The 26,002-nt window shown below is 61.7% G+C and carries 29 protein-coding genes; 12 read left to right on the forward strand and 17 right to left on the reverse strand.

Annotated elements, in window-relative coordinates; genetic code table 11:
* Window positions 1–88 precede the first annotated feature (88 nt).
* The 4 genes from RHP75_RS16105 (at window position 89) to argE (ending at window position 3,864) form a co-directional block, all read left to right on the forward strand.
* Window positions 89–1,408 (forward strand): NAD(P)/FAD-dependent oxidoreductase, encoded by a 1,320-nt coding sequence (locus RHP75_RS16105; protein ID WP_311089077.1) that lies wholly within the window; start codon window positions 89–91, stop codon window positions 1,406–1,408.
* A gap of 72 nt (window positions 1,409–1,480) precedes the next feature.
* Entirely contained in the window at window positions 1,481–1,891 is a 411-nt protein-coding gene (locus tag RHP75_RS16110) for a RidA family protein (protein ID WP_311089078.1), read from the forward strand.
* A 142-nt stretch (window positions 1,892–2,033) separates the two neighbouring features.
* Window positions 2,034–2,708: a DUF1028 domain-containing protein gene (locus tag RHP75_RS16115; protein ID WP_311089079.1), complete on the forward strand. Its 675-nt coding sequence runs from the start codon at window positions 2,034–2,036 to the stop codon at window positions 2,706–2,708.
* Window positions 2,701–3,864 (forward strand): acetylornithine deacetylase, encoded by a 1,164-nt coding sequence (argE, locus tag RHP75_RS16120; RefSeq protein ID WP_311089080.1) that lies wholly within the window; start codon window positions 2,701–2,703, stop codon window positions 3,862–3,864. The genes RHP75_RS16115 and argE overlap by 8 nt, the downstream gene beginning before the upstream one ends.
* On the opposite strand, the gene RHP75_RS16125 is transcribed toward argE, so the two are convergent.
* The 6 genes from RHP75_RS16125 to RHP75_RS16150 all read right to left on the reverse strand — a co-directional run bounded on the left by RHP75_RS16125 (window position 3,861) and on the right by RHP75_RS16150 (window position 9,688).
* Complete coding sequence (locus tag RHP75_RS16125) at window positions 3,861–4,727, reverse strand: alpha/beta hydrolase (RefSeq protein ID WP_311089081.1); 867 nt, start codon at window positions 4,725–4,727, stop codon at window positions 3,861–3,863. The two genes, argE and RHP75_RS16125, sit on opposite strands and share 4 nt — an antisense overlap.
* A gap of 16 nt (window positions 4,728–4,743) precedes the next feature.
* Complete coding sequence (locus RHP75_RS16130; protein ID WP_311089082.1) at window positions 4,744–6,192, reverse strand: catalase; 1,449 nt, start codon at window positions 6,190–6,192, stop codon at window positions 4,744–4,746.
* Between the two features lie 72 nt (window positions 6,193–6,264).
* Entirely contained in the window at window positions 6,265–6,990 is a 726-nt protein-coding gene (locus RHP75_RS16135; RefSeq protein WP_311089084.1) for a hypothetical protein, read from the reverse strand.
* A gap of 20 nt (window positions 6,991–7,010) precedes the next feature.
* Entirely contained in the window at window positions 7,011–7,565 is a 555-nt protein-coding gene (locus RHP75_RS16140; RefSeq protein WP_311089085.1) for a cysteine hydrolase family protein, read from the reverse strand.
* Window positions 7,566–7,599: 34 nt separating this feature from the next.
* Window positions 7,600–8,424, reverse strand: a complete 825-nt coding sequence (locus tag RHP75_RS16145; RefSeq protein ID WP_311091964.1) for an alpha/beta hydrolase — start codon at window positions 8,422–8,424, stop codon at window positions 7,600–7,602.
* Window positions 8,425–8,569: 145 nt separating this feature from the next.
* Complete coding sequence (locus RHP75_RS16150) at window positions 8,570–9,688, reverse strand: hypothetical protein (protein WP_311089086.1); 1,119 nt, start codon at window positions 9,686–9,688, stop codon at window positions 8,570–8,572.
* Between the two features lie 227 nt (window positions 9,689–9,915).
* Here RHP75_RS16150 and RHP75_RS16155 point away from each other — a divergent pair, with 227 nt between their 5' ends.
* Window positions 9,916–10,299 carry a helix-turn-helix domain-containing protein gene (locus RHP75_RS16155; RefSeq protein WP_311089087.1) on the forward strand — a complete coding sequence of 128 codons (384 nt, stop codon included), beginning with the start codon at window positions 9,916–9,918 and terminating at the stop codon, window positions 10,297–10,299.
* On the opposite strand, the gene RHP75_RS16160 is transcribed toward RHP75_RS16155, so the two are convergent.
* From RHP75_RS16160 to RHP75_RS16170, 3 genes are all read right to left on the reverse strand, one after another.
* The gene (locus tag RHP75_RS16160; RefSeq protein ID WP_311089088.1) at window positions 10,286–11,254 is read right to left on the reverse strand and encodes a helix-turn-helix domain-containing protein; all 969 of its coding nucleotides are present in this window, start codon (window positions 11,252–11,254) and stop codon (window positions 10,286–10,288) included. The two genes, RHP75_RS16155 and RHP75_RS16160, sit on opposite strands and share 14 nt — an antisense overlap.
* A 113-nt stretch (window positions 11,255–11,367) precedes the next feature.
* A complete protein-coding gene (locus tag RHP75_RS16165) occupies window positions 11,368–12,069 on the reverse strand; it encodes an MOSC domain-containing protein (protein ID WP_311089089.1) in 702 nt (233 codons plus the stop codon).
* Window positions 12,066–12,635, reverse strand: a complete 570-nt coding sequence (locus RHP75_RS16170; RefSeq protein ID WP_311089090.1) for a MarR family transcriptional regulator — start codon at window positions 12,633–12,635, stop codon at window positions 12,066–12,068. The genes RHP75_RS16165 and RHP75_RS16170 overlap by 4 nt, the downstream gene beginning before the upstream one ends.
* A 116-nt stretch (window positions 12,636–12,751) precedes the next feature.
* Between RHP75_RS16170 and RHP75_RS16175 the strand changes: the two genes are divergently transcribed.
* From RHP75_RS16175 to RHP75_RS16185, 3 genes are read left to right on the forward strand one after another with little or no spacing between them, the layout of a single operon-like run.
* A complete protein-coding gene (locus RHP75_RS16175) occupies window positions 12,752–12,982 on the forward strand; it encodes a thioredoxin family protein (RefSeq protein WP_311089091.1) in 231 nt (76 codons plus the stop codon).
* Window positions 12,983–13,039: 57 nt separating this feature from the next.
* Complete coding sequence (locus RHP75_RS16180; RefSeq protein WP_311089092.1) at window positions 13,040–13,294, forward strand: DUF2024 family protein; 255 nt, start codon at window positions 13,040–13,042, stop codon at window positions 13,292–13,294.
* A gap of 10 nt (window positions 13,295–13,304) precedes the next feature.
* Entirely contained in the window at window positions 13,305–13,583 is a 279-nt protein-coding gene (locus tag RHP75_RS16185) for a Rho-binding antiterminator (RefSeq protein ID WP_311089093.1), read from the forward strand.
* A 111-nt stretch (window positions 13,584–13,694) separates the two neighbouring features.
* On the opposite strand, the gene RHP75_RS16190 is transcribed toward RHP75_RS16185, so the two are convergent.
* Together RHP75_RS16190 and RHP75_RS16195 are read right to left on the reverse strand one after the other, a co-directional pair.
* Window positions 13,695–14,192, reverse strand: coding sequence for a hypothetical protein (locus RHP75_RS16190; protein WP_311089094.1), 498 nt, complete (start codon window positions 14,190–14,192; stop codon window positions 13,695–13,697).
* Window positions 14,193–14,468: 276 nt separating this feature from the next.
* Window positions 14,469–15,362 carry an AraC family transcriptional regulator gene (locus RHP75_RS16195; protein ID WP_311089095.1) on the reverse strand — a complete coding sequence of 298 codons (894 nt, stop codon included), beginning with the start codon at window positions 15,360–15,362 and terminating at the stop codon, window positions 14,469–14,471.
* 133 nt (window positions 15,363–15,495) lie between these two features.
* Here RHP75_RS16195 and RHP75_RS16200 point away from each other — a divergent pair, with 133 nt between their 5' ends.
* A complete protein-coding gene (locus RHP75_RS16200) occupies window positions 15,496–16,257 on the forward strand; it encodes an SDR family oxidoreductase (RefSeq protein ID WP_311089096.1) in 762 nt (253 codons plus the stop codon).
* Window position 16,258: 1 nt separating this feature from the next.
* Here the strand turns inward: RHP75_RS16200 and RHP75_RS16205 are convergent, their stop codons facing one another.
* Window positions 16,259–17,170, reverse strand: a complete 912-nt coding sequence (locus tag RHP75_RS16205) for a LysR family transcriptional regulator (protein WP_311089097.1) — start codon at window positions 17,168–17,170, stop codon at window positions 16,259–16,261.
* A gap of 267 nt (window positions 17,171–17,437) precedes the next feature.
* Here RHP75_RS16205 and RHP75_RS16210 point away from each other — a divergent pair, with 267 nt between their 5' ends.
* The 3 genes from RHP75_RS16210 (at window position 17,438) to RHP75_RS16220 (ending at window position 21,984) form a co-directional block, all read left to right on the forward strand.
* Window positions 17,438–18,931 (forward strand): aldehyde dehydrogenase, encoded by a 1,494-nt coding sequence (locus RHP75_RS16210; RefSeq protein ID WP_311089098.1) that lies wholly within the window; start codon window positions 17,438–17,440, stop codon window positions 18,929–18,931.
* 174 nt (window positions 18,932–19,105) lie between these two features.
* Window positions 19,106–20,536 carry an APC family permease gene (locus tag RHP75_RS16215; RefSeq protein ID WP_311089099.1) on the forward strand — a complete coding sequence of 477 codons (1,431 nt, stop codon included), beginning with the start codon at window positions 19,106–19,108 and terminating at the stop codon, window positions 20,534–20,536.
* Window positions 20,537–20,601: 65 nt separating this feature from the next.
* Window positions 20,602–21,984 carry an aspartate aminotransferase family protein gene (locus RHP75_RS16220; protein ID WP_311089100.1) on the forward strand — a complete coding sequence of 461 codons (1,383 nt, stop codon included), beginning with the start codon at window positions 20,602–20,604 and terminating at the stop codon, window positions 21,982–21,984.
* A 56-nt stretch (window positions 21,985–22,040) separates the two neighbouring features.
* Here RHP75_RS16220 and RHP75_RS16225 read toward each other — a convergent pair whose 3' ends face one another.
* The 5 genes from RHP75_RS16225 to RHP75_RS16245 all read right to left on the reverse strand — a co-directional run bounded on the left by RHP75_RS16225 (window position 22,041) and on the right by RHP75_RS16245 (window position 25,852).
* Complete coding sequence (locus RHP75_RS16225; protein WP_311089101.1) at window positions 22,041–22,817, reverse strand: ABC transporter substrate-binding protein; 777 nt, start codon at window positions 22,815–22,817, stop codon at window positions 22,041–22,043.
* Between the two features lie 277 nt (window positions 22,818–23,094).
* Complete coding sequence (gene moaE, locus RHP75_RS16230) at window positions 23,095–23,553, reverse strand: molybdopterin synthase catalytic subunit MoaE (RefSeq protein ID WP_311089102.1); 459 nt, start codon at window positions 23,551–23,553, stop codon at window positions 23,095–23,097.
* A 46-nt stretch (window positions 23,554–23,599) separates the two neighbouring features.
* Window positions 23,600–23,842 (reverse strand): MoaD/ThiS family protein, encoded by a 243-nt coding sequence (locus tag RHP75_RS16235; RefSeq protein WP_311089103.1) that lies wholly within the window; start codon window positions 23,840–23,842, stop codon window positions 23,600–23,602.
* The gene (gene moaC / locus RHP75_RS16240) at window positions 23,839–24,315 is read right to left on the reverse strand and encodes a cyclic pyranopterin monophosphate synthase MoaC (RefSeq protein WP_311089104.1); all 477 of its coding nucleotides are present in this window, start codon (window positions 24,313–24,315) and stop codon (window positions 23,839–23,841) included. The genes RHP75_RS16235 and moaC overlap by 4 nt, the downstream gene beginning before the upstream one ends.
* Window positions 24,316–24,460: 145 nt before the next feature.
* Entirely contained in the window at window positions 24,461–25,852 is a 1,392-nt protein-coding gene (locus RHP75_RS16245) for a PhoH family protein (protein ID WP_311089105.1), read from the reverse strand.
* Window positions 25,853–26,002 lie beyond the last annotated feature (150 nt).

A 26,002-nucleotide genomic window follows, 5' to 3' on the forward strand; every position in this document is an offset into this window, starting at 1 on the left:
GCCATTCCTCGGCTCCGAACAGAATGCGGCCAAGCCACACCGTCAGCCGCCATAGAACAACAACGATCGGAATCAGAGGACCCCTGCCATGACCGACCTGAATCAAAGCGCCTTGCATATGCACACTGGCGTGAACCTCGAAGGAACAGAAATCGACACACTGGTGGTCGGTGCCGGTCAGGCCGGTGTGGCCATCAGCGAGCACCTGAGCAAACTCGGCGTGCCGCACCTGGTACTGGAACGCAACCGTATAGCCGAAGCCTGGCGCACCGGCCGCTGGGATTCACTGGTGGCCAACGGCCCGGCATGGCATGACCGCTTTCCAGGGCTGGAATTCGACGACCTCGACGCCGACGCCTTCGCGCCGAAAGAACGCATGGCCGCCTATTTCGAGGCCTACGCCAAGAAGTTCGACGCGCCGATCCGTACCGGAGTGGAAGTGAAGAGCGTGGTGCGCAATAGCGACCGCCCAGGCTTCACCATCGCTACCTCTGCAGGCGTGATCCAAGCCAATCGCGTGGTCTGCGCCACCGGGCCGTTCCAGCGGCCGGTGATCCCGCCGATTGCGCCCAAAGATGAGCGACTGACGCAGATCCACTCCGCGCAGTACTTCAACCCGCAGCAGTTGCCCAAAGGCGCGGTGCTGGTGGTCGGCGCCGGTTCGTCAGGCGTGCAGATCGCCGATGAGCTGCAGCGCGCCGGGCGCAAGGTTTACCTCTCGGTCGGCCCACACGACCGGCCGCCGCGCAGCTACCGCAACCGTGACTTCTGCTGGTGGCTCGGTGTGCTCGGTGAGTGGGATGCGGAAGCCGCCCAGCCGGGCAAGGAACACGTGACCATCGCCGTCAGCGGCGCCCGTGGCGGCCACACTGTGGACTTTCGCGGCCTGGCCCATCAGGGCATGACCCTGGTAGGGCTGACCAAGGCCTTCGACAACGGCGTGGTGACCTTTCAGCAGGACTTGGCCGACAACCTTGCGCGCGGCGATGAGAACTACCTGGCGCTGCTGGACGCGGCCGACGCTTATATCGCCCGCAACGGCCTCGACCTGCCGGAAGAACCCGAGGCCCGCAGCCTGTTTCCGGATCCGGACTGCGTGACCACGCCGCTGCTCGAACTGGACCTGGCCAAGGCCGGCGTCACCTCGATCATCTGGGCCACTGGCTACGCCGTGGATTTCAGCTGGCTACAGGTCAACGCCTTCGACGCCAAGGGCAAGCCGCAGCACCAGCGCGGCGTGTCCAGCGAGCCGGGGGTGTACTTCCTCGGCCTGCCATGGCTGTCGCGCCGTGGCTCGAGTTTTATCTGGGGCGTGTGGCACGACGCCAAACACGTCGCCGGGCATATCGCCACCCAGCGCACCTACCTGGCCTATCGCGATAGCAACGCACGGCAGCTCACTGACTGAGCGCCCTAGCCAGCTCGCTGACCGAGGCCCTGCTGGACCTCCTCAACCACTCCGTATACAGGAAGCACGTCGATGCCTACCCACACCCGCATCCGCATGTTCAACACCAAAGACACCTACCCCAACCAGAGCCTGGACAACGACCTGTGCCAAGCCGTGCGCGCCGGCAACACCGTGTATGTACGGGGGCAAATCGGCACCGACTTCAACGGCAAACTGGTCGGCCTCGGCGATCCGCGCGCCCAGGCCGAGCAGGCGATGAAGAACGTCAAACAACTGCTCGAAGAAGCCGGCAGCGACTTGTCGCATATCGTCAAAACCACCACCTACCTGATTGACCCGCGCTACCGCGAGCCGGTCTACCAGGAAATCGGCAAGTGGCTTAAAGGCGTGTTCCCGATCTCTACCGGCCTGGTGATCAGCGGCCTCGGCCAGCCGGAGTGGTTGATGGAGATCGATGTAATCGCGGTGATCCCAGACTGAAAGCTGCTGCATTCCGCCATACGGCGCTGAGGGCAACCAGGATAATGCTCATTTGCACCAGCGAACTCCGCTGTTCCCGGCTGTCCTCGCCTCGTCTGGCCTTCGCTCGCGACGCTTTCAGGATTTTTTGTAAGGAGGCTTTATGACCTTTTCCATCGTCGGTCGCTGCAGTGAGACCGGCCAGCTGGGTATCGCCATCAGCTCATCAAGCATCGCCGTTGGCGCACGTTGCCCCTGGCTGCGCGCCGGGGTCGGAGCGGTGGCCAGCCAGAACATCACCCTGCCGGCCCTCGGCCCGCAAATTCTCGATGCCCTGGAAGCCGGGCTGGAGCCTGCGGCGGCGCTGGATCAAGCGCTCAGTCGCAACGGCTACAGCCAGTACCGCCAGGTCGCGCTGCTCGACAGCCAGGGCCGCAGCGCACTGTTCTCCGGCAGCGAAGCGCTGGGGCTGCACAACGCCCTGGCCGGCGAGCAATGCGTGGCGGCCGGCAACCTGCTGGCCTCACCGGAAGTGATCGCCGCCATGACTGATGCCTTCGAACACACCCAGGGGCTGCTGGCCGACCGTCTGCTCGCCGCCATGCACGCGGCCATGGTTGCAGGCGGCGAAGCCGGGCCGGTGCATTCGGCGGCGCTCAAGGTGGTGGACGACCTCACCTGGCCGCTGATCGACCTGCGCGTGGACTGGGCCGATGACAACCCGATTGGCCAGCTGACCAACCTCTGGCACGCCTACCGGCCGCAGATGCAGGACTACGTAATCCGCGCCCTCGACCCAACCCGCGCCCCCAGCTACGGCGTACCTGGCGATGAGTAACCCCAGCAGCCGCGACCTGCTCGCCGCACTCGTGACCTTCCCCACCGTCAGCCGCGACTCCAATCTGGCGCTGATCGAATTTGTTCGCGGCTACCTCAACACACTCGGCGTGGCCTGCGAACTGGACTACAACGCGCAGCGCAGCAAGGCCAATCTGTACGCCACCATCGGCCCGACTGACCGTGGCGGCGTGCTGCTGTCCGGGCATAGCGACGTGGTCCCGGTGGATGGCCAGGCCTGGACGCTACCGCCCTTCGAGCTAAGCGAACGCGACGGCAAGCTGTATGGCCGTGGCACCGCCGATATGAAGGGTTTTATTGCCTGCGTGCTGGCCGCTGTGCCGCGCTTTCTCGCCCAGCCGCTGCGCCTGCCGGTGCATCTGGCGTTTTCCTACGATGAAGAGGTCGGCTGCCTGGGCGTGCGTTCGCTGCTCGCCGACTTGCAGCAGCGCTCCAACAAACCCGTACTGTGCATTATTGGCGAGCCCACCGAACTCAGACCGGTGCTCGGCCACAAGGGCAAGCTGGCCATGCGCTGCCAGGTGCAGGGCGCGGCCTGCCACTCGGCCTATGCGCCACAGGGCGTGAATGCCATCGAGTACGCCGCCAAGCTGATCAACCGGCTCGGTGAAATCGGCCAGCGTTTGAGCGCAGTCGAACGTCAGGATGCGCGTTTCGATCCACCCTACTCCACGGTGCAAACCGGGTTGATCAGCGGCGGTCGCGCACTGAATATCGTGCCAGCCGACTGCCAGTTCGACTTCGAGGTACGCGCACTGCCCAGCGACGACCCACAACAGGTCGCCGAAGAACTGCGCGCCTACGCCGAAACGGAACTGCTGCCACAGATGCGTCAACGCAGCAGCGCGAGCGCCATCGACTTCCAGCCGCTGTCGGCTTACCCCGGCCTGGCCACCGACCCGCATAGCGCAGCGGCCGAACTGCTGGCGCTACTCAGCGGCAGCCACGACTACACCACCGTGGCCTTCGGCACGGAAGGCGGCCTATTCCACCAGGCTGGCATCCCCACCGTGGTCTGCGGCCCAGGCAGCATGGACCAAGGCCATAAACCGGATGAATTTATCAGCCAGCAGCAGCTCGATGGCTGCGATGCGCTGTTGGTGCGTTTGGCCGATTGGCTGCAAGAACGTGCCTAGGCCCGATCAACAGCGCATTCCCCTGAAATAAACGCCGCTATATGCGCCGCACTGGCGTCGGGATACTGATTCTGCGGCCCATGCCCGGTGCTGGGCAGGGTCAGCAGATGCAAAGTGGGCAAGGCACGATTGAGCGCGTACCAGTTCTCCACCGGGAAGACGATGTCGTGATCGCCGCCCAAGTGCAGCACCGGCGTTTGCGTTTGCTTGAGCGCATCCAGCGCCGCTTGCAGCGGAAACATCGGGTTGCGCGGCCCGTCGCCCAGGGACTGCGCGGCCCAGGCATAAGGCACCGGCGTGCAGCGCCCTTCACTGCGCTGGGCAATACGCTCGGCCGAACGCAACGCAGCTTCACGGCTACTCGCCGAGGCTGGCTCGAAAAACAGGCTGACGAAATCCTCGAAATCGTTATCGCGAGCGGCCAGCTGGTAGAACTGAGATTCGCCGGTTTTGACCAGAGGGCCGGGCGGCGTGGTGGCAATCAACAACAGATGGCTAAGCAGTTGCGGGGCTTGCAACAACACCAACTGCGCCGCAACGCCGCCGATTGACCAACCACCCAGTACCACTCTGCCCAGCTGCAACGCGCCAATCAGATCAATAGCGTCCTTGGCCAGTGAGGCTGGGTCATAGCTCGGCTGGCCCGTGGACCAACCCAAGCCGCTGTAGTCGAAGATATAAACCCGCAAGCCCCGCGCGGCGAGCGCATCAAGGAAGGCAGGGTCCCAATCGTCCATGACGCCCCTGAAACGCAGGCACAGCACCAGCGGCGGACCCTCACCCATTACGCGATAAGCCAGGCGGCGCCCGCCGACTTCGACGAACTGATTGGGTACTGCGCTGGCGGAAGTGGAAAGGCTCATCATTGCTCGCTCCAGCTCAAAGAATGGTCTGATTCGCCAGCCCGAGCGCCTGCGCCACACCAGCGCCGTAGGCCGGATCAGCCTTGCTGCAGTTGCCGATATGGCGCTGCTTGATCGCGTCGGGTGCATCGCCGAGCGCTCTGGCCGTGTTATCGAAAAGCGCATGCTGTTGCGCCGGACTCATCAGGCGGAACAAGTCGCCGGGCTGCTGGTAATGATCATCGTCGATGCGGTGATCCCAGTTGGTCGCGCTGCCGTCGAGCGGCAGCGGCGGCTCGCGTAGTTCCTGCTGATCCTCCCAGACGCCCTGGCTATTGGGGTAATGGGCGATGGTTGAACCCTGGTTGCCATCGGTGCGCATGGCGCCGTCGCGGTGGTAGCTGTGATAAGGACAGCGCGGCGCGTTGACCGGGATCTGATTGAAGTTCACACCCAGCCGGTAGCGCTGGGCGTCACCGTAGGAGAACAGCCGCGCCTGGAGCATCTTGTCTGGCGAAAAGCCGATACCAGGGACGATGTTGGCCGGGGAAAAGGCCGCCTGCTCCACTTCGGCAAAGTGGTTGTCCGGGTTGCGGTTCAGCTCCAGTACGCCGACCTCGATCAACGGAAAGTCGCCATGCGGCCAGACCTTGGTCAGGTCGAACGGATTATGCGGATGGCGCTGCGCCTGCTCTTCGCTCATCACCTGAATGCACAGCGTCCAACGCGGAAAGTCGCCACGCTCGATGCTCTGGTACAGATCGCGCAGATGGCTTTCGCGGTCCCCGCCAATCACCGCGCCGGCCTCGGCATCGCTGAGGTTCTCGATGCCCTGCTGACAGCGCAGGTGAAACTTAACCCAGACCCGCTGGTTATCACCGTTGAGCAGGCTGAAGGTATGGCTGCCAAAACCGTGCATATGCCGGTAGCTACGCGGAATGCCGCGCTCGCTCATGGTGATGGTGACCTGGTGCAGCGCCTCTGGCAGCAGGGTCCAGAAATCCCAGTTGTTGCTGGCACTGCGCAGGCCGCTACGCGGGTCGCGTTTAACCGCATGATTGAGATCCGGAAAGCGCATCGGGTCGCGAAAGAAGAACACCGGGGTGTTATTACCGACCAGGTCCCAGTTGCCCTCATCGGTGTAGAACTTCACGGCAAAGCCGCGGATATCACGCTCGGCATCGGCCGCACCGCGCTCACCCGCCACAGTGGAGAAACGCACGAACAGCGGCGTTTGCTTGCCGACTTGGGCAAACAGGCTGGCGCGGCTGTAACGGCTGATATCGCCCGTCACCGTGAAGGTGCCGTAAGCGCCAGCGCCCTTGGCATGCATGCGCCGTTCGGGGATCACCTCACGGTCGAAATGCGCGAGCTTCTCGATCAGCCAGATGTCCTGCAGCAGCGCCGGCCCACGCGGCCCGGCGGTCTGGATATTGAGGTTATCGACCACCGGAGCACCGGTGGCATGGGTCAGTTTGTTCTTCATGACAAGTGCTCCTCAAACGGGTGCGCCAAACAGCCGCCGGTGATGATGGCCAGAGGCAGCCCGAGAAATGATTTAGTCCGTAGCGTTCCAGGTTGCCGGTAACGACAGGTCGCCGGAGGCCACATCCCAGACGCTGGAAACGCACAACAAAGGGTTGTGCAGATCGGCGTTGACCTGCAGCGCGGCGGTCACCCCGTCGTAGTTGAAGCTGGCGGGAAAACCGACGGCAGACAGCGGTACGCGAATTTGCGCGGCTTCGTTTTTCACGCTGAGGTCGTAGCCAGGCGAGTCGATATAGATCGGCACACCGGGCCAGGTGGGCGGCAGCTTGGGCTTGGCACCCTCGGGAATGTCGCGCACCTTGAGGCCGCTGGGGCCGCAACTGGGATCCTTGGTCAGCACCACCCAATGCGAGTGCCACAGGCCGCCGTCGTTGGTTTTGTCGCCATCGCCGTTTTCATCGAGTTGCGGCGTGTCGTCGAAGTCCGGGTGTGAAGTCAGCGCCAGGGCGAGCATGCCCGAGTCGTCCTCGAATCCAACTGTCCCGCTGTTCAGGCTGGTCGGCCAGACATAACTGTAGACCTCGGCACCGGCAAAACTGCCCTTGGCTGTGGGTAGACGACTGCCCGCCTGACCGTCGACCAGTTGCTCGAATACCAGGTCGCTGCCGTCCTTGAATACGCGGGTGTGCACCAGGTCGAAGGCTGCTTCGACCTGAGCACTTTTCTCGCTATGAATTCCACCGGCCTCATGCGCCCAAGCAGGACTGGCCAGCAGCGCTGCAAAAGCGATAGTCATCCTGTGTGTCATACAGCCTCCTAAAGTGCCTGCAGGTACTCGGCCGTGGAAATCACCGGTGCATAGCCGAAGCTGAGCGCCGCCATAAAGGCGGCGTGTACCTGCTCGGCGGGCACTTTGACGCCATTGAACTCCAGATCGAGAGTGGCGCAGGCGTCGTGTAGCACCGTGGTGGCGTAGCCAAAATCCACGGCGGCGCGGGTGATGCCGTCCACGCACATATGGCTCATATTGCCCACCACCACGACGGTCTCTATGCCGTGCCGATCCAGCACGGCCTTGAGCTCGGTTTCCCGGAACGAGTTGATGTAATGCTTGAGCACTACCGGCTCGTTAGGCTGATTGATCACGCTGGAATGCAGCTGTGCGCCCTCACTGCCGGGACGGAAGAACGGTGCGTCGGCACTGGTGAACTCATGGCGGATATGCACCACCAAATCACCACGCTCGCGGAACACGGCAATCACCTGCGCCGCCTTGGCGGCAGCCACCTCGACCTTGCTCAGGGCCCACAGGCCGCCGGGGAAGTAGTCGTTCTGGATATCCACCACGATCAAAGCTGTTTTGCTGCTCATGTGCCTGTCCTCTCAATAGGTGTGAACCGCCTGCTTAGCTGCGCAGAAAGGCCAGCATGTCCGCGTTGAGTTTTTCCTTGTGGGTATCGGTAATGCCGTGGGGCGCACCGGGGTAGATCACCAGCTTGGCGTGCGGCACCAGCTTGGCCGAGGCGCGTGCGGCGGCATCCACGGGGACGATCTGGTCGTCGTCGCCGTGCAGGATCAGCGTGGGAATAGAGAACTTCTTCAGGTCTTCAGTGAAATCAGTTTCGGAGAAGGCCTTAATGCAGTCGTAGGCATTCTTGTGTCCAGCCATCATGCCCTGCATCCAGAAGGCGTCGATCACGCCCTGGGAGGGTTTGGCACCGGGACGGTTGTAGCCAAAGAACGGACCACTGGCGACGTCTTTGTACAGCTGCGAGCGGTCGGCAATCGAAGCGGCACGAATGCCGTCGAACACCGAAAGTGGCAGGCCACCTGGATTGGCCTCGGTCTGCACCATCAGCGGCGGAACCGCCGAGATCAACCCTGCCTTGGCCACTCTGGCGGTGCCGTGCTTGCCGATGTAACGCGCCACTTCGCCGCCGCCGGTGGAGAAGCCAAACAGCGCAGCACCGCGTACGTCCAGGTGATCGAGCAACTGGGCCAGATCATCGGCGTAGGTATTCATCTCGTTACCGTTCCAAGGTTGGCTGGAACGGCCATGGCCCCGACGGTCGTGGGCGATCACCCGATAACCGTTGCTGGCCAGAAAGAACATCTGCGCCTCCCAACTATCGGAATTGAGTGGCCAGCCGTGGCTGAGGACTACAACCGGGCCGGTGCCCCAATCCTTGTAATAAATTTCGGTGCCGTCACGAGTGGTAATAGTGCCCATGGTCTTGCGCTCTCCATTCTCAGGTTGTGGACGGGTTGCTGCGGAGCCACTGCCGCGCATGCAACCGCCTAGGGGTAACAACATCGTTGTGGCCAGCACGGCCGAGCCGAACAGCAGTTGGCGACGGCCTTTATTCAGAGGTTGCTCAGGGTTGTGCGGCATTGGCGGGCTCTCCCTTGGTTGGCGATTGCGGGAGGCGTACACGCATCAGGTTCCAGGTGCTCACCTGTTCTTCCCACTCATCGCCCTCGGCAGGCGTCAATGGCAGAGCCAGGTTGCTGACCACCATCCACTCGCCCTGCACCACGCTGCTGGCAGGGAATAACAGGCCACGCGGCGCACCGTTACTGGCGAGGCCTTGAAAGCCACCCGCACGCACGCGGATCAGGCCGCGCTCGTCGAGCCCCAGCAGTTGGTCGATCTGATTGGCCAACAGCCACAGAAGGCCGTCGTGAAACAACAAACCGTCGGCCCCCGGCAGGCTCTCGGCCAGCACCTGCACCTCGCCGTTCGGCAAGCTCATACGTAGCAGGCGGCCGTCACCGGCGTTGTTGATATACAGCTGACTTTCGTCGGCGTTGAAGGCCAGGCCGTTGGCTCCGAAGGGCAGAGAGCCTGCCGTGGCCAATAGCGGATCGCGCGACAGCACTTCTAGCGCACAAGGTTTGCAAACCGTGGCGTTGGCGATGCGATACAGCGCGCCCTGGAAGGAGTCAGAAACGTAGAGGTCGCCATTGCCGGCGAACACCAGGCCATTTGGCGCAGGCATACCGCTGGAGCCGAAGTGGATCTGATCCTGGCTGCCATCCGGGTTGGCCACCGCGCGCGCAGCGGGTGCTGCCGGCTTCAGTTGCGGGAAGTCGAGCAAGTCCTCGACTGGGGTGTTCGCCACAAACTCCGCCGGAATGCGTTGCAGTTTGCCTGCACCAAAATTGAGGATGTAAATCTGCCCATTGACATAGCCCAACCCTGTCAGCGGGGTAGCGGCAAAGGCGCGTTGCGCCAGCAGCCGGCCGTCCGCCGCATAGCGCAGCAACTGGTTATTGCGGTCGCAGGCGGGTTGGCGAGCATCGAAGGTGCCGACATAGATTTCGCCGTTGTGCGGATTGCCAGCGAGCCCTTCCGGATAGCGCACACCGGCTGGCAGCTCGGCGAACGGCTCGACCTCAAGCAGCTGCGGCCCCTGTGCGTTGGCCCATGCACAGGCGGATGCGCCAGCCAGAACCAGACAGAAGATGCCCATATTGCGCTTCGACAGACACATACAGCCTCCACTTGCGTCGATGATGCTCGAACGCTTCTGGGGGCTCGTCAGGACGCCGAATGCGGGGCAGCGGGTGGCGAGCGATGGCCTGATACTGGCGGCAGTCACCCGTAGCCGGCTACGTAAAATCGGCAAAGCTTCTCAGCGTCTAAATGTGCCTGTTTTACGTATCGGCGCCGCACAGCTCGGCGCAGCCTGGAGCCATCACCCACGGCCAGGACGCCGCCATGTCACCACGCATCACGCCGCGCCAGCGTGCTCGCCAGGCCACATACGAGAACCTGCTAAGCCAGGTGTTGCAGCTGCTGCCGATCACTACCGGCCGCACACCGCGTATGGCCGAATTGTGCCGTGCAGCGGGCGTCAGTGAGCGCACGTTGCGCAGCGCTTTTATGGCCACCCTGGGCATGGCGCCAGCCCGCTATCTGCGCCTGCGCCGCCTGCATCTACTGCGAGCCGCTCTGGCAGTGTCCGACCAGAACCTCACCAGCGTCGCCGTGATCGCCCAGCGGTTTGGCTATACCGATTGCGGTCGTATGGCCGCGGACTATCACGCACTATTCGGCGAATACCCCAGCGCGACCTTGCAGCGTGGAGTCAACGGTGACTGAGCGACAAAGCCGGTGACGCTGGCCGCCGACTGCGCAGCGAATGCGACGGCAATTCACCGAAGTAACCACGGTAGAAGCCGGCGAAGCGACCAAAATCCCACACACCAAAACGTGCACAGATATCGGTGATGGTCTCCCCCGGAGCCGCGCGCAGAATGGCACGGCGAATCGCGTGCAGGCGGTGCTGCATCAGGTAGCGATGCGGGCTCATGCCCAGGTAGCGGGTAAACAGGTTGCGCAGCGTGCGCTCCGAGGTGTTGCAGACCAGGCACAGGTCGGCCATATGCAGCGGGGTATCAGGCATCGCATCCACCAACTCCAGAGCCCGTCGCAGAATCTGCTGATGGCTGTGCTGGGCGGCCACACCGCGCTGAGCTGGGGTCACTGGCAGCAGACTGCGGAACACCAGTGCCATCAGCTCATCGCGCGCCGCGCTCTCAGCCGCCGGGGCATGCAGCTCCTGCGGTGCGCAATGATCGATACGCAGCAGGCGCAGCGCCAACCAGACCAGCGGGGCCAAGTCCTGCTGGGCCCGGCAGATCAGGTTGCGCGAAAGGATCGACGAATCGAACTCGTCTTCATGCTGCTGCGCCCAACGCAGCACCAGCTCGCAGGACATGGCCACGGTCATCCAGCTCGTAGGCTGGCTAGCGTCTATATGGAACATCGCCTCGGGCACCATCCAACCGAGCAAGCGCCGGTCCAGGCGCTGGCCACCCAGTACCGTGCACTCGTGGCGGCTCAGCGGCAGGAAGATATTGAAGAAACCCGGCAGGCCAACGCCGCTGTAGACGGTGCCTGCGCCTTCACGGCCGAACATCAGGGCCACGCCGCCTAGCTCAACGACGCGCAGCCGCCACTCGCGCTGCTGCCGCGAACGCAGCACGTAATGCCCCTCGACCCCATACAAGGCCTCTTCGAACTCATCGAAATCGGCGCAGATCAGCCGGCTCATATCGCCCCCAGAAAAGCGCCCTACGCCGGTACTGGACATCCGTAGATCAACGCGCGAATCCAGTGTAGAAGCATTCGCATCTGCTGCACTTACGACCAAAGGATAATGCTGCGTTATTCGGCCGCGTCTTTGCCTTGCAGGCGGGGTGCCCAGTCCTCGACCAGGCCTTTTTCCAGGCGCCGCTCCAGGGTGCGCCGCCACGACGGCACCAATGGCAGGGCCAGGCATTCACGCAACAGCTCGCTCTCCACCCGTTTGTCGAACAGCACCGCGGACAAACGGGTCAGCGACCAGTCGCCGAACTGCCGCTCGACCAGCTGCAGGCTGTCGCCGGCGCTGACCACGCCCTCCTCCAGCACCCGGTAGTACCAGCCGGTGCGCCCGGACTGCTGCACACGCAAGGCCAGTTCGGCCACGCCAAAGCGGTCACTGAGCTTCCAGCACGGCATACGCCCCTGCGAGACCTCCAACAGCGCCGTGCCCACGCGAATGCGGTCGCCCAGACAGACGTCATGTTCGGTCCAGCCGCTGCTGCTGAAGTTTTCGCCAAAGGCCCCCGGCTGCATCAGCAGCGGATGCGCGCCCAATTCGGCGGCCCAGGCGGCGTAATGCTCATACGGATAATGATGAATGGCTTTCTCCACCCCACCATGCACGCGCAGATCGCCCTGTTCATCACCGCCCAGGCCGAGCGGGTTCACCGCCAATAGGCCTTGTTGCGGCTGTTTGTCGATAGCACTGCGCGAGCCAGGCCGGGTGAACGGCTGCACGCGACCGGTAAGCAGAGCGTCGAGACGAATACTGGGCAGGCTCATGCGGCGACCTCGGGGGCTTGATGTTCACGACAGATCAGCTTCGCATCGCTCGGCGCCAGGGGTTCCTGAGTCAAGCCACAGAACGGCAGATCATCGACCTGCTGATGAAAGCGACAACTGCGGCACAGACCAAAGCTTGGCACATCCGCGCTGCGCTGCACCTCGCAGAGCAGCTCGCCCAGCAGCGTTTCCAGCTGTGCGCCGCGCGCGCCCATACGCGCCTCTCCCTCAGCAAGAAAAGCCGGCGGCAACAGCGCCTCCAGCAGGCTGCGCGCGGCATCAGTCAGTTGCAGATGAACGCTACGTTTATCGCGTGCATCCTGAACCTTGACGATCAGCTCCTTGGCCTCCAGCGCCTTGAGCGACTGCGACACCGTGCCCTTGGTAAGGCCCAGGTAGTCGGTCACCCCCAACGGCGTATTGGAGTAGTGGTTGCAGCGCGCCAGGTACATCAACGCGCTCAACTGGATGGGTTGCATCTCGGCCAGCAGCGGGTGCTGGCGGAACCAGATGCGGCTGAGGCTGGAGAACCGTTCAAGCAGATCGAAAAGGGTTGTGCCGGTCATATATCACTCCTGTCGACACATAGTATCGATCAAAAACCATATTGACAAAGACAAGGTCAAGCGTAATCTTTGTATAAGTATCGAATCGATACCAAATTAACTCAAGGAGACTCGAAATGACCAACGCACGCTTCTATCACGCCGGCTGCCCTGTCTGTATTTCGGCCGAACAGACCCTGCTCAACCTGCTGGACCCAGCACTCAAGGTCGAGGTTATCCACCTTGGCGAACAACCACAGCGCGTCACCGAGGCCGAACTGGCCGGGGTCAAGTCGGTGCCTGCATTTGTCTACGAAGACCAGGTGCTGCATCTGAACTTCGGCGCTTCCATCGACGATTTGAAGTAAGGAGCCTCGCGCATTTTCACCCTTTGCGCTGCCGGCTATCTGGAAGGAGGATCAGTGATGAACGTAAATGTATTCGACACCCATGTGCGCACCCGCGACGGCCGTTATCTGCACGTCGATGTACTGATCGAAGGTAACGACCAGGCTCGCGCCACCCAATACGCCCGTGACTGGATGAGTGAGCGCGGCGTGCAGGATGCCGATATCGAACAGAGCCGCTGCCAGTTCTGCCACAGCGAACCGGCCCACCCCGAAATCGCCGCTGCCGTCACCGGGCAGGGCTACTACATCATCCCGCTGCAAGGCTGCTAGGAGACCGATCATGAACGCGTATCAGCCCCTGAGCTGCGATTTGCACGACTACCTGGAGATCGCCTGTATGCACCGTTACGGTCTGCAGATCGAACTGCTCGATGGGCCGAGCTTCGTGGCCAGGGCGCTGACCACGCGCACGGCGCCGAGCAAGGAAGAGTTTCTTGTGCTGCAGAACGATAACGGCCAGTTCGAGGTACGCCTCGACCAATTACTGGCCATCACACCACTCGACCCCAATGCCAGTTTCGGCCGTGTCGAGCTGACGGGAAGTTATTGCGCATTCTGAACCTCGGGCTGCTGGCCGGAGCTTGCCAACAGCCCCGTGTGGCCAGCGCAGCCGTTACACCGCATGCAGCAGCACCCCGCCCTTGAGCCAAGGGAATAAACAGTCCCTCGGCTATGCGCGGGCGCCTGGGGTACCGCGCGCGTTTTTCTTCTGCAGAATCATCGAGGCTTCGTTGTAGGCATGCTGGAAGGCGTCGCTGCCGATCCACTCTACGGCGGCGTCTTCGTCTTCATCGTGGAAGATCCCGCGATAAACGATCAGCAGGCCCATCATAAAGTCCGTGGCAGCGTCTTCCGCTTCCTCCGCAACTACCAACTCCAACACCGGGTATTGCAGGAATATCAGGCACATCGCCAACAGGCTGATGCCTTCGCCGACCTTCATCGCCTGGAACAGGTCGTCGAAGTGCGCCGGGTCAAAACCGTTCTCTTCGATGTCTTTGAAGTCGAAGGTGCTCAGGTCGATTTCCACATCATCGAACGGCTCGTTGATCAGCGGATTAGCCAACAGCGGATGCACTGCATGGGCTTTGGCCTTGCCCGAACGGTTCTGCTTGGCCTTGGCTTTTGCCCGTTGGGCGCGTTTTTGCTGTTTATCTGGAGAAGCCATACAGGCGCGGTCCTTGTTCGATGCTGCCATAGGGATGGCGCGGGAAAGTCTGGCGCATAGTGTATTCAGTCTTGGCTGGAGTGTCGGCCAAAGACGCAGATTTAGCGCCGAAGCAGACAGGAATGGCCCACACAATCGCAGGTTAAGCCTTTGAGGATAAGGCCATGCCTTTCTAGACGTTGAAAGAGCTCATTACTTGCCACCTGAGCCTTTAAGTTTTCGCGGTCGAGTGACGACTCTTTTCTGCATTTGCATGCAGTAAGACAGGCCAACGGATTAGTCCTCCCCCATTACCCGCTTTCTGACGGATTCGGCATCTTTAGCCGGTGGCATACCAAACATTCGGCCATATTCTCGAGTGAATTGCGGCACGCTTTCATAGCCCACGGAAAACGCCGCACTGCTTGCTGAAACACCCTCGGCCATCATCATTCTTCGCGCTTCGATCAACCGTAGCTGCTTCTGAAATTGCAGAGGAGAGAGTGACGTTATGGCGCGAAAGTGCTGATGGAACGAGGACACACTCATCCCAGCGGCAGCAGCGAGGCGTTCAGTTGGCAAAGATGTAGCGAACTGGTCGCGTAGGATGGCCACAGCCCGCGCTATTCGCTGCGCGCTACTGCCAGGCCCAACCAGCCGGCGTATCGCCGCACCATGCCGGCCCGCCAATAACCAGTAGTGCAGCTCGCGCACCAGCTGCGAGTGCAGCAACGGTAACGCCGCCGGACGATCCAGCAAACGCATCAGGCGCAAGGCCGCGTCGGCCACTTCGCTGTCAGTGGGCTCAGCATGAACCGGACCGCCCTCGGCTGCTGGCATGGGTTGCATTTGCAACGTCAGCTCAGCGAGAACGGCAGTATCCAAGTCCAGGACCAAGGACAGATACGGAGCTTCGACGCTGGCCTGGGTGATCTGGCTCAGGGTGGGCACGTCGGCGGTGATAAGCAGAGAGTCGCCAGCATTGAAGGTGAACGTTTTGTCCCCCATGGCTACCTGCTTCGTACCCTGTAGTACCAAACAAACCAGCGGCTGGGGGATGGCGTGCACCAAGCCGGAGGGTTTTACAGACCGAATGGTGGTCAGCCCAGGAATGGGGGTTTGGGCAAGCCCCGTCGAATCCGCATTAATTTCTATGTAGCGGCGAACCGCATCAAGCAAGGTGTCATTCATGGCGCAATCCTAGTAGTTACGCTGACGCCACGTAGCAGCTTTGGAGGATTGGGCATACAACTGCTAGGTTTCGGCAAGGGTTTCAAGCCGTCATCTACCTACCATGGGGCCTCCATCAGACAAGGAGTTTCCTATGCTTACCAACAAAATTGCTATCGTCACTGGCGGCAGTCGTGGCCTTGGCCGCAACACAGCCTTGAGCATCGCCCGCCAGGGCGGTGACGTCATCCTTACCTATCAAAGTCGTGCCGAATGTGCCCTAGAGGTAGCAGCTGAAATTACCGCCTTGGGCCACAAGGCGGTAGCCCTTCAACTAGACACGGGGAAAGTGGCTGACTTCGCTGCATTCGCCGATAGCCTTCGCAATGTACTGCGCGACACCTGGCAGCGGAACAGCTTCGATTACTTGGTAAACAACGCCGGTCACGGCGACTATGCCCTGATTGAGCAAACCACCGAGGCACAGTTCGACGGGCTAGTTAACGTTCATTTCAAGGGCGTTTACTTCCTGACCCAGACATTGCTTCCGTTAATTGCCGACAATGGAAAGATCGTGAATTTGTCTTCAGGCCTAACTCGCGTTTCTTATCCAGGCTACAGCGCTTATGCCGCAGTCAAGGCAGCCATTGAGTGCCTGTCCATATACATGGCCAAAGAATTGGGCGCTCGGGGCATAACCGTAAACACTGTTGCACCTGGTGCCATTGAGACCGACTTTGGTGGCGGCGCAGTCCGTGACAACCCTGAAGTGAACAAAATATTCGCCAACATGACTGCGCTGGGCCGTGCAGGTGTGCCTGACGACATCGGACCAATGATTGCGGGTCTGCTCAGCGACAACAATCGTTGGGTTAACGCTCAGCGCATTGAAGTGTCAGGCGGCCAGGGCATCTGACTCACTGGCTCGCCCGCCCCAACTGCTCCTTGCAGAACTCGACAAACAACTGCGCCGGCTTGGTCAGCGGCGCGCGTTTGAGCCAGGCAGCAGCCAGGCCGGAGCTGGCCACCGGTTCGCTGATATCCACGGTCACCACCTTCTTGCCGTCGTAGGTGCATTCCGAGTGCGGGCGGGTAACCAGCAGGGAGAAGCCAAAGCCCTGGCCAACCATGCCGCGCACCATTTCGATGGACGGCGAGCTGAAGACGATATTGGGCGCCAGGCCCAGCTCTTCGAACAGGCTGACGAAGTAGGTGCGGCTCGGTTGTACGTCGAGCAGGATCATCGGCTCCAGGCATAGATCGCGCAGCGACACCTGAGCCTGGCCGGTAAAACGATGGCCTTCGGGCAGCAGGGCGTAGGGTTTTTGCGGGGTCATCAGCGGTTCACTGACAATGGTAGCGTCGAGGTCGTGGTCATAAAGGATGGCCAGGTCGAAGCGCCCGGCGGTCAGGCCCTGAATCAGCTCCTGCTGTTCACCATCACGGATGCGGATTTCCACCCCAGGATAAAGCGCATTAAAGCCAGCAATCAGTCGCGGCAGATACAGTGGCGCCACGGTCTCGAAGCAGCCGATATCGATCTGCCCGGCCACCACGTCGTTATCGGCCAGGGCGTTCTGCTCGAACTCGCGGGCCATGCGGATCAGCTCTTGAGCCTTCTTGTAGAACCGCGCGCCGCCGGGGGTCAGGGAAACACCCTGAGCATGGTGGCGGATAAACAGCTGCAGGCCGAAGCTCTCTTCCAGCCCCTTGATCGCCGTGGAGATCGACGGCTGGGCGATATACAGCTTGCGCGAGGCCTCAGCGACGCTGCCGCATTCCACGGTGGTGACGAAATACTTGAGCTGACGCAGGGTGTAGGCGGCCATGCGATACCTCCTCGATAGCGGCTTCCCGGCCGTCTTGTACTGATTTTATGCAGCCAACATACCCCAGGCCCGATACTGAGGCTGCCCAGTTTTTTAATAGCCTGCGAGTATAAATTTACTAATTTTCCTTCAGCCCGACCTGCGCCACCATCACCCTCAACAACCACAAGAAGCCGTTCACGGCATCAGGCATGCTGCTCACGGCCCCCGACCAGCCACTTACGGCCAAGGTACGCCGCTAGCGGCCCAGGAATGAGGATAAAGGCGATGTTGGATCACAGCGATTGGCAGAAGCGCGCCGCCGCGCAAGGCTTTATCACCCAGGCCCTGATCGACGGCCAGTTGCGCCCGGCCCAGAGCGGCGCGACCTTCGCCTCGATCAATCCGGCCACCAACCAGTTGCTGGCCCATGTAGCCGCCTGTGATGCAGCCGATGTCGATGCCGCCGTGGCCAGTGCCCGCCAGGCCTTCGAGCAAGGCCCCTGGGCACGCATGGCACCGCGCGAGCGCAAGCAGGTATTGCTGCGTTTAGCCGAACTGATCCTGGCCAACCGCGAGGAACTGGCGCTGCTCGACTCGCTGAACATGGGCAAGCCAGTGATGGACGCCTACACCATCGACGTACCCGGCGCCGCCCAGGTGTTCAGCTGGTACGCCGAAGCCCTGGACAAGCGCTATGACGAAGTGGCGCCAACTGCCAGTGATGCCCTGGCCACCATCACCCGCGAACCACTAGGCGTGATTGGCGCGGTGGTGCCGTGGAATTTCCCGCTGGACCTAGCCGCCTGGAAACTCGCCCCAGCTCTGGCTGTCGGCAACTCGGTGGTCTTGAAACCTGCCGAACAGTCGCCCTTCTCTGCCCTGCGCCTGGGCCAGCTTGCTCTGGAGGCTGGCTTGCCGGCCGGCGTGCTGAACGTGCTGCCGGGCCTTGGCGAAACGGCCGGCAAAGCCCTGGGCCTGCATATGGATGTGGATTGCCTGGCGTTTACCGGCTCCACCGAGGTGGGCAAATACTTTATGGCCTACGCGGCACAATCCAACCTTAAGCAGGTGTGGCTGGAATGCGGCGGCAAGAGCGCCAACCTGGTATTCGCCGACTGCCAGGACCTCGACCTGGCCGCGGAAAAGGCCGCCTTCGCGATTTTCTTCAACCAGGGCGAAGTCTGCTCGGCCAACTCGCGCCTGCTGGTGGAACGTTCGATCCACGATGAGTTCGTCCAACGCCTGATCGCCAAGGCCCAACAGTGGCTACCGGGTGACCCGCTCAACCCAGCCAGCCGTGCCGGTGCCATCGTCGATGCGCGCCAGGCCGAACGCATCATGGGCTTTATCGACCGGGCGCAGAGCCAGGGCGCCACCCTGGCCTGTGGCGGCCAACGCCTGAGCGTCAACGGTTCAGACAGTTTTATCCAACCCACCATCTTCACCAACGTCAGCCCGACGATGCAGTTGGCCCGCGAAGAAGTCTTCGGCCCGGTGCTGGCGGTTATCCCCTTCGACAGCGAAGACGAGGCCGTGCGCCTGGCCAACGACAGCCAATACGGCCTGGCCGCCTCGCTGTGGACCGACAACCTGCACCGCGCTCACCGCGTGGCCAAACGCCTGCGCGCCGGCACCGTATCGGTAAATACCGTGGACGCCCTGGATGTGTGCGTACCGTTCGGCGGCTGCAAGCAATCAGGCTTTGGCCGCGACCTGTCGCTGCATGCCTTCGACAAGTACAGCCTGATGAAGACCACCTGGTTCCAGCTGTGCAGTTAATGCGCAGCCGGTAACGGCACTCCCCCCAGATACGTGCGCGCCTTGGCGTGCACTGGACAACTGCGCCCGCAAAAGCGCCGCGAACAACTGCGCACCCCAGCGCACAGCAGATAACTGCGGCCTCTGCCGCGTATGGCTCACCTGACACAACAACAAGATTGCAGGAGAACTCCCATGCACGACCCCGATATCAGCCTTACGTCCCCCGTTGGTCTGGCTCAAGCAAGCGCAGACGCGCGCATACGTAAACCCAGCCTGGGCCTCACCGCCCTGCTCGCCGTGGCTATCGGCCTGGTGGTGTCACAGGGCGTGATGGTGTTGATGCTGCAAGGCGCGGGCATCGCCGGCCTGGGCTTTCTGATCCCCCTGGCGCTGGCGTTTGTATTGGCCCTGACCTATGTAGTGTCGTTCGCCGAGCTGGCGCTGATGATCCCCCGCGCCGGCAGCCTGAGCAGTTATACCGAGGTGGCTCTGGGACATTTTCCGGCGATTCTGGCGACCTTCTCCGGCTATGTGGTGGTGGCGATGTTTGCCCTATCGGCGGAGTTGCTGCTGCTTGATCTGATCATCAACGAGGTCTACCCCGGCGCTTTCCCGAGCATGCTGATCGCCTATGGCGTGCTGGTGGTGTTTACCTTGCTCAACCTGCTGGGCATCGACATCTTCGCCCGCCTGCAATCGGCCCTGGCGCTGATCATGGTGGTCGTGCTGCTGGCCCTCGGCCTGGCGGCGGTGACTGGCAGCGGCAGCGAGCCAGCGCTGAGCACCTCAATCAGCAGCGACTGGAACCCCATGGGTGCCAGCGTGATGACTCTGGTGGCGCTGGCCATCTGGGGCTTTGTCGGCGCCGAGTTCGTCTGCCCACTGGTGGAAGAGTCGCGTCGCCCGCAGCGCAGTATTCCTTGGTCGATGATCCTCGGCGTGACGGTGATCTTTATCACCATCGCCCTCTACTGCGTCGGCGCGCTGCTCTATGTGCCGCAGGATGCGCTGGCCAGCTCGGCCCTGCCGCACTACCTGTTCGCCACTGCGCTGTTTGGCGAAGCCGGGAAAATCTTCCTGGTGGTTGCCGCCATCACCGCCACCTGCAGTACGGTCAACACCTCACTGGCGGCCATCCCGCGCATGCTCTATGGCATGGCGGTCAACGGCCAGGCCTTCCCGCAATTCAAAATGCTCAGCAAGAAGTACCAGGCACCCTGGGTCGCCGTGCTGTTCGTGGCCGCCATTACTGGCCTGCCGGTGGTGTTTATGGGCGATGACCCGGCTGCCATCGGCCTGTTGCTGCTGGCTGCAGCGGTGGCCTGGCTACTGGCTTACATCATCTGCCACCTGGATGTGATCGCCCTGCGCCGTCGTTATCCTGATCTGGCCCGTCCATTCAAGACGCCCTTCTACCCGCTGCCGCAGCTCCTGGGCATCGCCGGTATGCTGGTATCGATCTACTACGTGTCGCCCACCCCGGAGATGACCGCCTCGATCTTCTATAGCGCCGGTGCGGTACTCGGCCTGGTATCGGTCATAGCCGTACTGTGGATCAAACTGGTGATGCGCAAACCCCTGTTCACCCCGGAGCCCATCGACAAGGTGCTGGCACGCAAATGAAGTCCCGCCGGGGGCGTGCCTCCGGCTTACTCGAACACCACAGGTAATAACCGAGGTTGCTGAAAATGACAGTCCCAAACACCCCCAACCGCCAGACTCAGGACTACCAGGCGCTGGATGCCGCCCACCATATCCACGCCTTTCTCGACCAGAAAGCGCTGAATGCCGAAGGGCCACGCGTGATGGTGCGCGGCGAGGGCCTGTACCTGTGGGATAACGATGGCAAGCGCTACCTCGACGGCATGTCCGGGCTCTGGTGCACCAACCTCGGGTACGGCCGCAAGGACCTGGTCGCAGCGGCTAGCAAGCAGATGGAGCAGCTCTCGTACTACAACATGTTCTTCCACACCACCCACCCGGCGGTGGTCGAGCTGTCGGAAACCCTGTTCAGCCTGCTGCCCGCGCATTACAGCCACGCCATCTACACCAACTCCGGCTCCGAGGCCAACGAGGTGCTGATCCGCACCGTGCGCCGCTACTGGCAGATTCTCGGCAGGCCTGAGAAGAAGGTGATGATCGGCCGCTGGAACGGTTACCACGGCTCCACCCTGGCGGCTACGGCGCTGGGCGGCATGCAATTTATGCACGAAATGGGCGGCATGCTGCCGGATATCGAGCACATCGACGAGCCTTACTGGTACGCCAATGGCGGTGAGCTGACCCCGACCGAATTCGGCCGCCGCTGCGCCCTGCAACTGGAAGAGAAGATTCTCGAACTGGGTGCGGAAAACGTCGCCGGCTTTATCGCTGAGCCGTTCCAGGGAGCCGGCGGCATGATTTTCCCGCCGGAAAGCTACTGGCCGGAAATCCAGCGCATCTGCCGCCAGTACAACGTGCTGCTGTGCGCCGACGAGGTGATCGGCGGCTTCGGTCGCACCGGTGAATGGTTCGCCCACCAGCACTTCGGCTTCCAGCCAGACACCCTATCGATCGCCAAGGGCCTGACCTCGGGCTATGTACCGATGGGCGGCCTGGTGCTTTCCAAGCGCATCGCCGAGGTGCTGGTGGAACAGGGCGGCGTATTCGCCCACGGCCTGACTTACTCCGGCCACCCGGTCGCGGCAGCTGTGGCGCTGGCCAATATCAAGGCGCTGCGTGATGAAGGCGTGGTCAACCGGGTCAAGGACGATACCGGCCCCTACCTGCAGCAGTGCCTGCGTGAGGTGTTCGGCAATCACCCGCTGGTCGGCGATATCCAAGGCACCGGCCTGGTCGCAGCCCTGCAGTTCGCCGAGGACAAGACCAGCCGCAAACGTTTCGCCAATGAAGGTGATATCGCCTGGCGCTGCCGCACCATCGGCTTCGAGGAAGGCGTGATTATCCGCTCCACCCAGGGCCGCATGATCATGGCCCCTGCCCTGGTGGCCGGACGCACGGAGCTGGACGAGCTGGTGGCCAAAACCAAACTCGCGGTGGATCGCACAGCAATGGAACTGGGCTTGCTGTAAGCACACGCCAGGCAGCAAAAAGCCGCGCACTGCGCGGCTTTTTATGCCCGACAGAATCAGTCGCCGTAGATATCGAAGGTGAAGTACTTAGCCTGAATTTTCTGGTATTCGCCGCTGGCGCGAATCGCCTGGATGGCGGCATTCAGCTTGCCGAGCAGTTCAGCATCACCTTTGCGCACGGCGATACCGGCGCCCTCACCGAAATATTTTGGGTCAGTAAACGCCGGGCCAACAAAGGCGAAGCCCTTGCCGTTGGCGGTTTTCAGAAAACCTTCATCCACCGGAATGGCGTCGGCCAGGGTACCGTCCAGACGCGCAGAAATCAGGTCCAGGTAGATTTCGTTCTGCGAACTGTAGCGCACCACTTCAACCCCTTGCGCGGCCAGCACTTCACTGGCGAAACGGTCGGTGGTGCTCGAACGCTGCACACCGATGCGCTTGCCCTTGAGGTTGCTGAAATCGGCGGCGACTTCGCTGCCAGTCTTCATTACCAGACGCGCCGGGCTGTAATAGTACTTGCCGGTGAAGTCCACCGATTTGCGCCGCTCATCGGTGATGGTCATCGAGGAGAGAATCGCGTCGACCTTCTTCACCTTGAGCGAGGGGATCAGGCCATCGAACTCTTGTTCGACCCATTGGCAATCGGTCTTCATCTCGGCGCACAGGGCGTTGCCGATATCCACGTCAAAGCCGGCGATCTGCCCACTGGCTTCTTTGTAGGCAAAAGGCGGATACGCAGCCTCGATCCCCAGGCGCAAGGGTTTGTCTGCGGCAAACAGACTGGAGGCGATCAAACTCAGGGCGATGCCGCCCGCCAGGACGATTTTCTTCATGCTGTAAATTCCTGCTGAGGGAGGGACAGGCCCGCGTCACCTGGCATTGCTGCGCAGGTCGAACGGGCAACGACGGTTGCTGCAAGACAGAAGAAAGCCGCGTCAGGTATGCACCTGAGCGAGAAGCGATGGCTGGGTAGCACGCGTGGACGGGTCATTTGCCAGTCTCGATTTATACTTTAAATTCCATACTGGACTTATATGTACAAATCGTCAACCAACCAACAGTCAGCGCTGCGACTGAAGGATCAGCGCAGGCGACACAGGCAAAATACGCTTAAGGTTGTTGTTTCCAGCGCTCGGCAGCAGCCTGATCGGAACAACGCCCCTCGACCCAACGCGGGCCTTCGGCGGTGTCTTCCTTCTTCCAGAACGGCGCGCGGGTTTTCAGGTAATCCATGACGAAGTTGCAGGCATCGAACGCCGCCTGACGGTGAGCGCTGGTGGTGCCAACGAAGACAATCGGCTCACCCGGTTCCAGACGGCCAATGCGGTGGATCACCTCAATACCAAGCAGCGGCCAGCGCTGCATGGCTTCCTCGGCAATCTTGCCCAGGGCCTTCTCGGTCATGCCGGGAAAGTGTTCGAGAAACATGCCGCCGACTTCGCGCCCGTCGTTGAAATCGCGCACATAGCCGACAAAGCTGACCACCGCGCCGATACCCAGATTGGCGGCATGCAAGGCGTTAAGCTCAACGCCCGGATCGAAGGGGTGCGACTGGACGCGAATGCTCATGCAGAGGCTCTCTGTGGGAGGGGCTTTAGCCGCGACGACAACCGGCTCAACCGCCGGTTACGGTAGGAAAGAACGCCACTTCATCACCGGCTGTCAGCGGCTCATCGAGGCTGCACAGCTCCTGATTGCGCGCACACATCAGGTTCTGCTCGGCCAGCACTTCCCACACACCTCCGCGCGCCAGCAGGTGTTGGCGCAACTGATCGAGGCTGGAGAACTCCGCGTTCAGCTGCTCACCGTCCAGGCCAAGGGCTTCACGGTAACGGGCGAAATACTGCACGCGAATCATGCTTCTTCCCCAGCTACAAAGTATCCACTTTTGCCGCCGACCTTCTCCAGCAGACGCACGTTTTCGATCACCATGCCGCGATCCACGGCTTTGCACATGTCGTAGATGGTCAACGCAGCCACGCTGGCGGCGGTCAGGGCTTCCATTTCCACACCGGTCTGCCCGGTCAGTTTGCAGCGCGCGGTGATGCGCACGGCATCCGCGCCCTCAGGCGTCAGTTCAACCTTGACGCTGGTGAGCATCAGCGGGTGGCACAGCGGAATCAGGTCGCTGGTTTTCTTCGCTGCCTGAATGCCGGCAATTCGCGCCACGGCAAACACATCGCCCTTGGGGTGATCACCCTGGGCAATCATCTGCAGGGTTTCCGGGCGCATGCGCACCAGGGCTTCAGCCACGGCCTCACGGACAGTCTGCGCTTTGTCGCTGACGTCGACCATGTTGGCGCGGCCTTGGGAATCGAGATGGGTTAACACAGACAGGCTCCGGGCAAGTGTCCGACGATTGTAAACCCACGGGTCAGGTTTCGGCACCTGTGAATGCCAGGGGATTCAGACGGGAGGTTACAGCGGCGTCCGGCCCAGCAGGCATAACGGCCTGCTGGGCGAGCGCGGATGAGGGTTACATATGGGTTTCGGCGTACTCGGCGAGGACCGAACGTGGCACACCCTGCAAAGTGATGTGTACGCCATGCTCGAAGTCTTTAAAGCGCTCCGTCAGGTAGGTCAGGCCCGAGCTGGGCGCCGACAGGTAAGGGGTATCGATCTGCGCCAGGTTACCCAGGCACACCACTTTCGAGCCGCTGCCGGCACGGGTGATGATGGTTTTCATCTGGTGCGGGGTCAGGTTCTGGCATTCGTCGATCAGGATCAGGCTCTGCTGGAAGCTGCGACCACGGATGTAGTTGAGGGATTTGAACTGCAGCGGCACCTTTTGCAGGATGTAGTCGACGCTGCCGTGGGTGTTCTCGTCGTCCATATGCAAGGCTTCGAGGTTGTCGGTGATCGCGCCGAGCCAGGGCTCCATCTTCTCGGCTTCTGTGCCGGGCAGAAAGCCGATCTCCTGATCCAGCCCCTGCACGCTGCGGGTGGCGATGATGCGCCGATAGCGCTTGCTGACCATGGTCTGTTCGATAGCCGCCGCCAGGGCCAGGATGGTTTTACCGGAACCGGCTGCGCCGGACAGGTTGACCAGATGGATGTCCGGATCAAGCAGGGCAAACAGCGCCAGTGACTGGTAGATATCCCGCGGGCGAAGCCCCCAGGCTTCCTGGTGCATCAGGGGTTCCTGATGCATGTCGAGAATTAGCAGTTCGCCGTGCTTGATGCCCTTGATCCAGCCGACAAAGCCCTGCTCGTCGATGATGAACTCGTTGACGTGCACCGCCGGCAGGTTGTCGGTGAGTTGCACACGGTGCCAGGTACGGCCGTGATCCTGGCGGGTTTCAACCTTGTTCACGCGGTCCCAGAAGGAGCCGTCCATGTTGTGATAACCCTGCGACAGCAAGGACACGTCATCGACCAGCTGGTCGGTGTGGTAATCCTCGGAGTCGATGCCACAGGCCCGCGCCTTCAGGCGCATGTTGATGTCTTTGGTCACCAGTACCACGTTGAGACCGGGGCGACGGGACTTCAGCTCGACCAGCTGGTTGATGATCTTGTTGTCGTTGAGGTCTTCCGGCAGCCAGGTGACCGGGGCTGCGCTCTTGCTCATCAGAATCGACAAATAGCCACAGGGGCCGCTCTTGTCACGCTGGATAGCAACGCCGTGTTCCACCTCATCCGGGTTGGCGCTGCCGAGGATCTTGTCGATCAGACGAATGGCTTGGCGGCACTCGGCGGCCACGCCCTGTTTGCCGGTTTTAAGCTTGTCCAGTTCCTCCAGTACGGTCATCGGAATTGCAACGTGGTGCTCCTGAAAATTCAGCAGCGCGTTGGGGTCGTGGATCAGCACATTGGTGTCGAGGGCGTACAGGGTTGGGGCGGTGGGCTTGGAGCGTCCGTGGTCATCCATACTCGGTCACCTTCTTGTAGTAGCCAAGCAACGCAGGGGCGAGTCTGCGCCGCGGAGGGGCCGTCGACTCCTCAGTGCCGGGGCTGAGAAGGCTGCAAAAAGGTGAGGGCCAATGGCCGCCACCTGTCTGCAGGGTTCGGCGGTCTTGCC

The organism is Pseudomonas sp. SG20056 (assembly GCF_031764535.1).
Lineage (GTDB): Bacteria > Pseudomonadota > Gammaproteobacteria > Pseudomonadales > Pseudomonadaceae > Aquipseudomonas.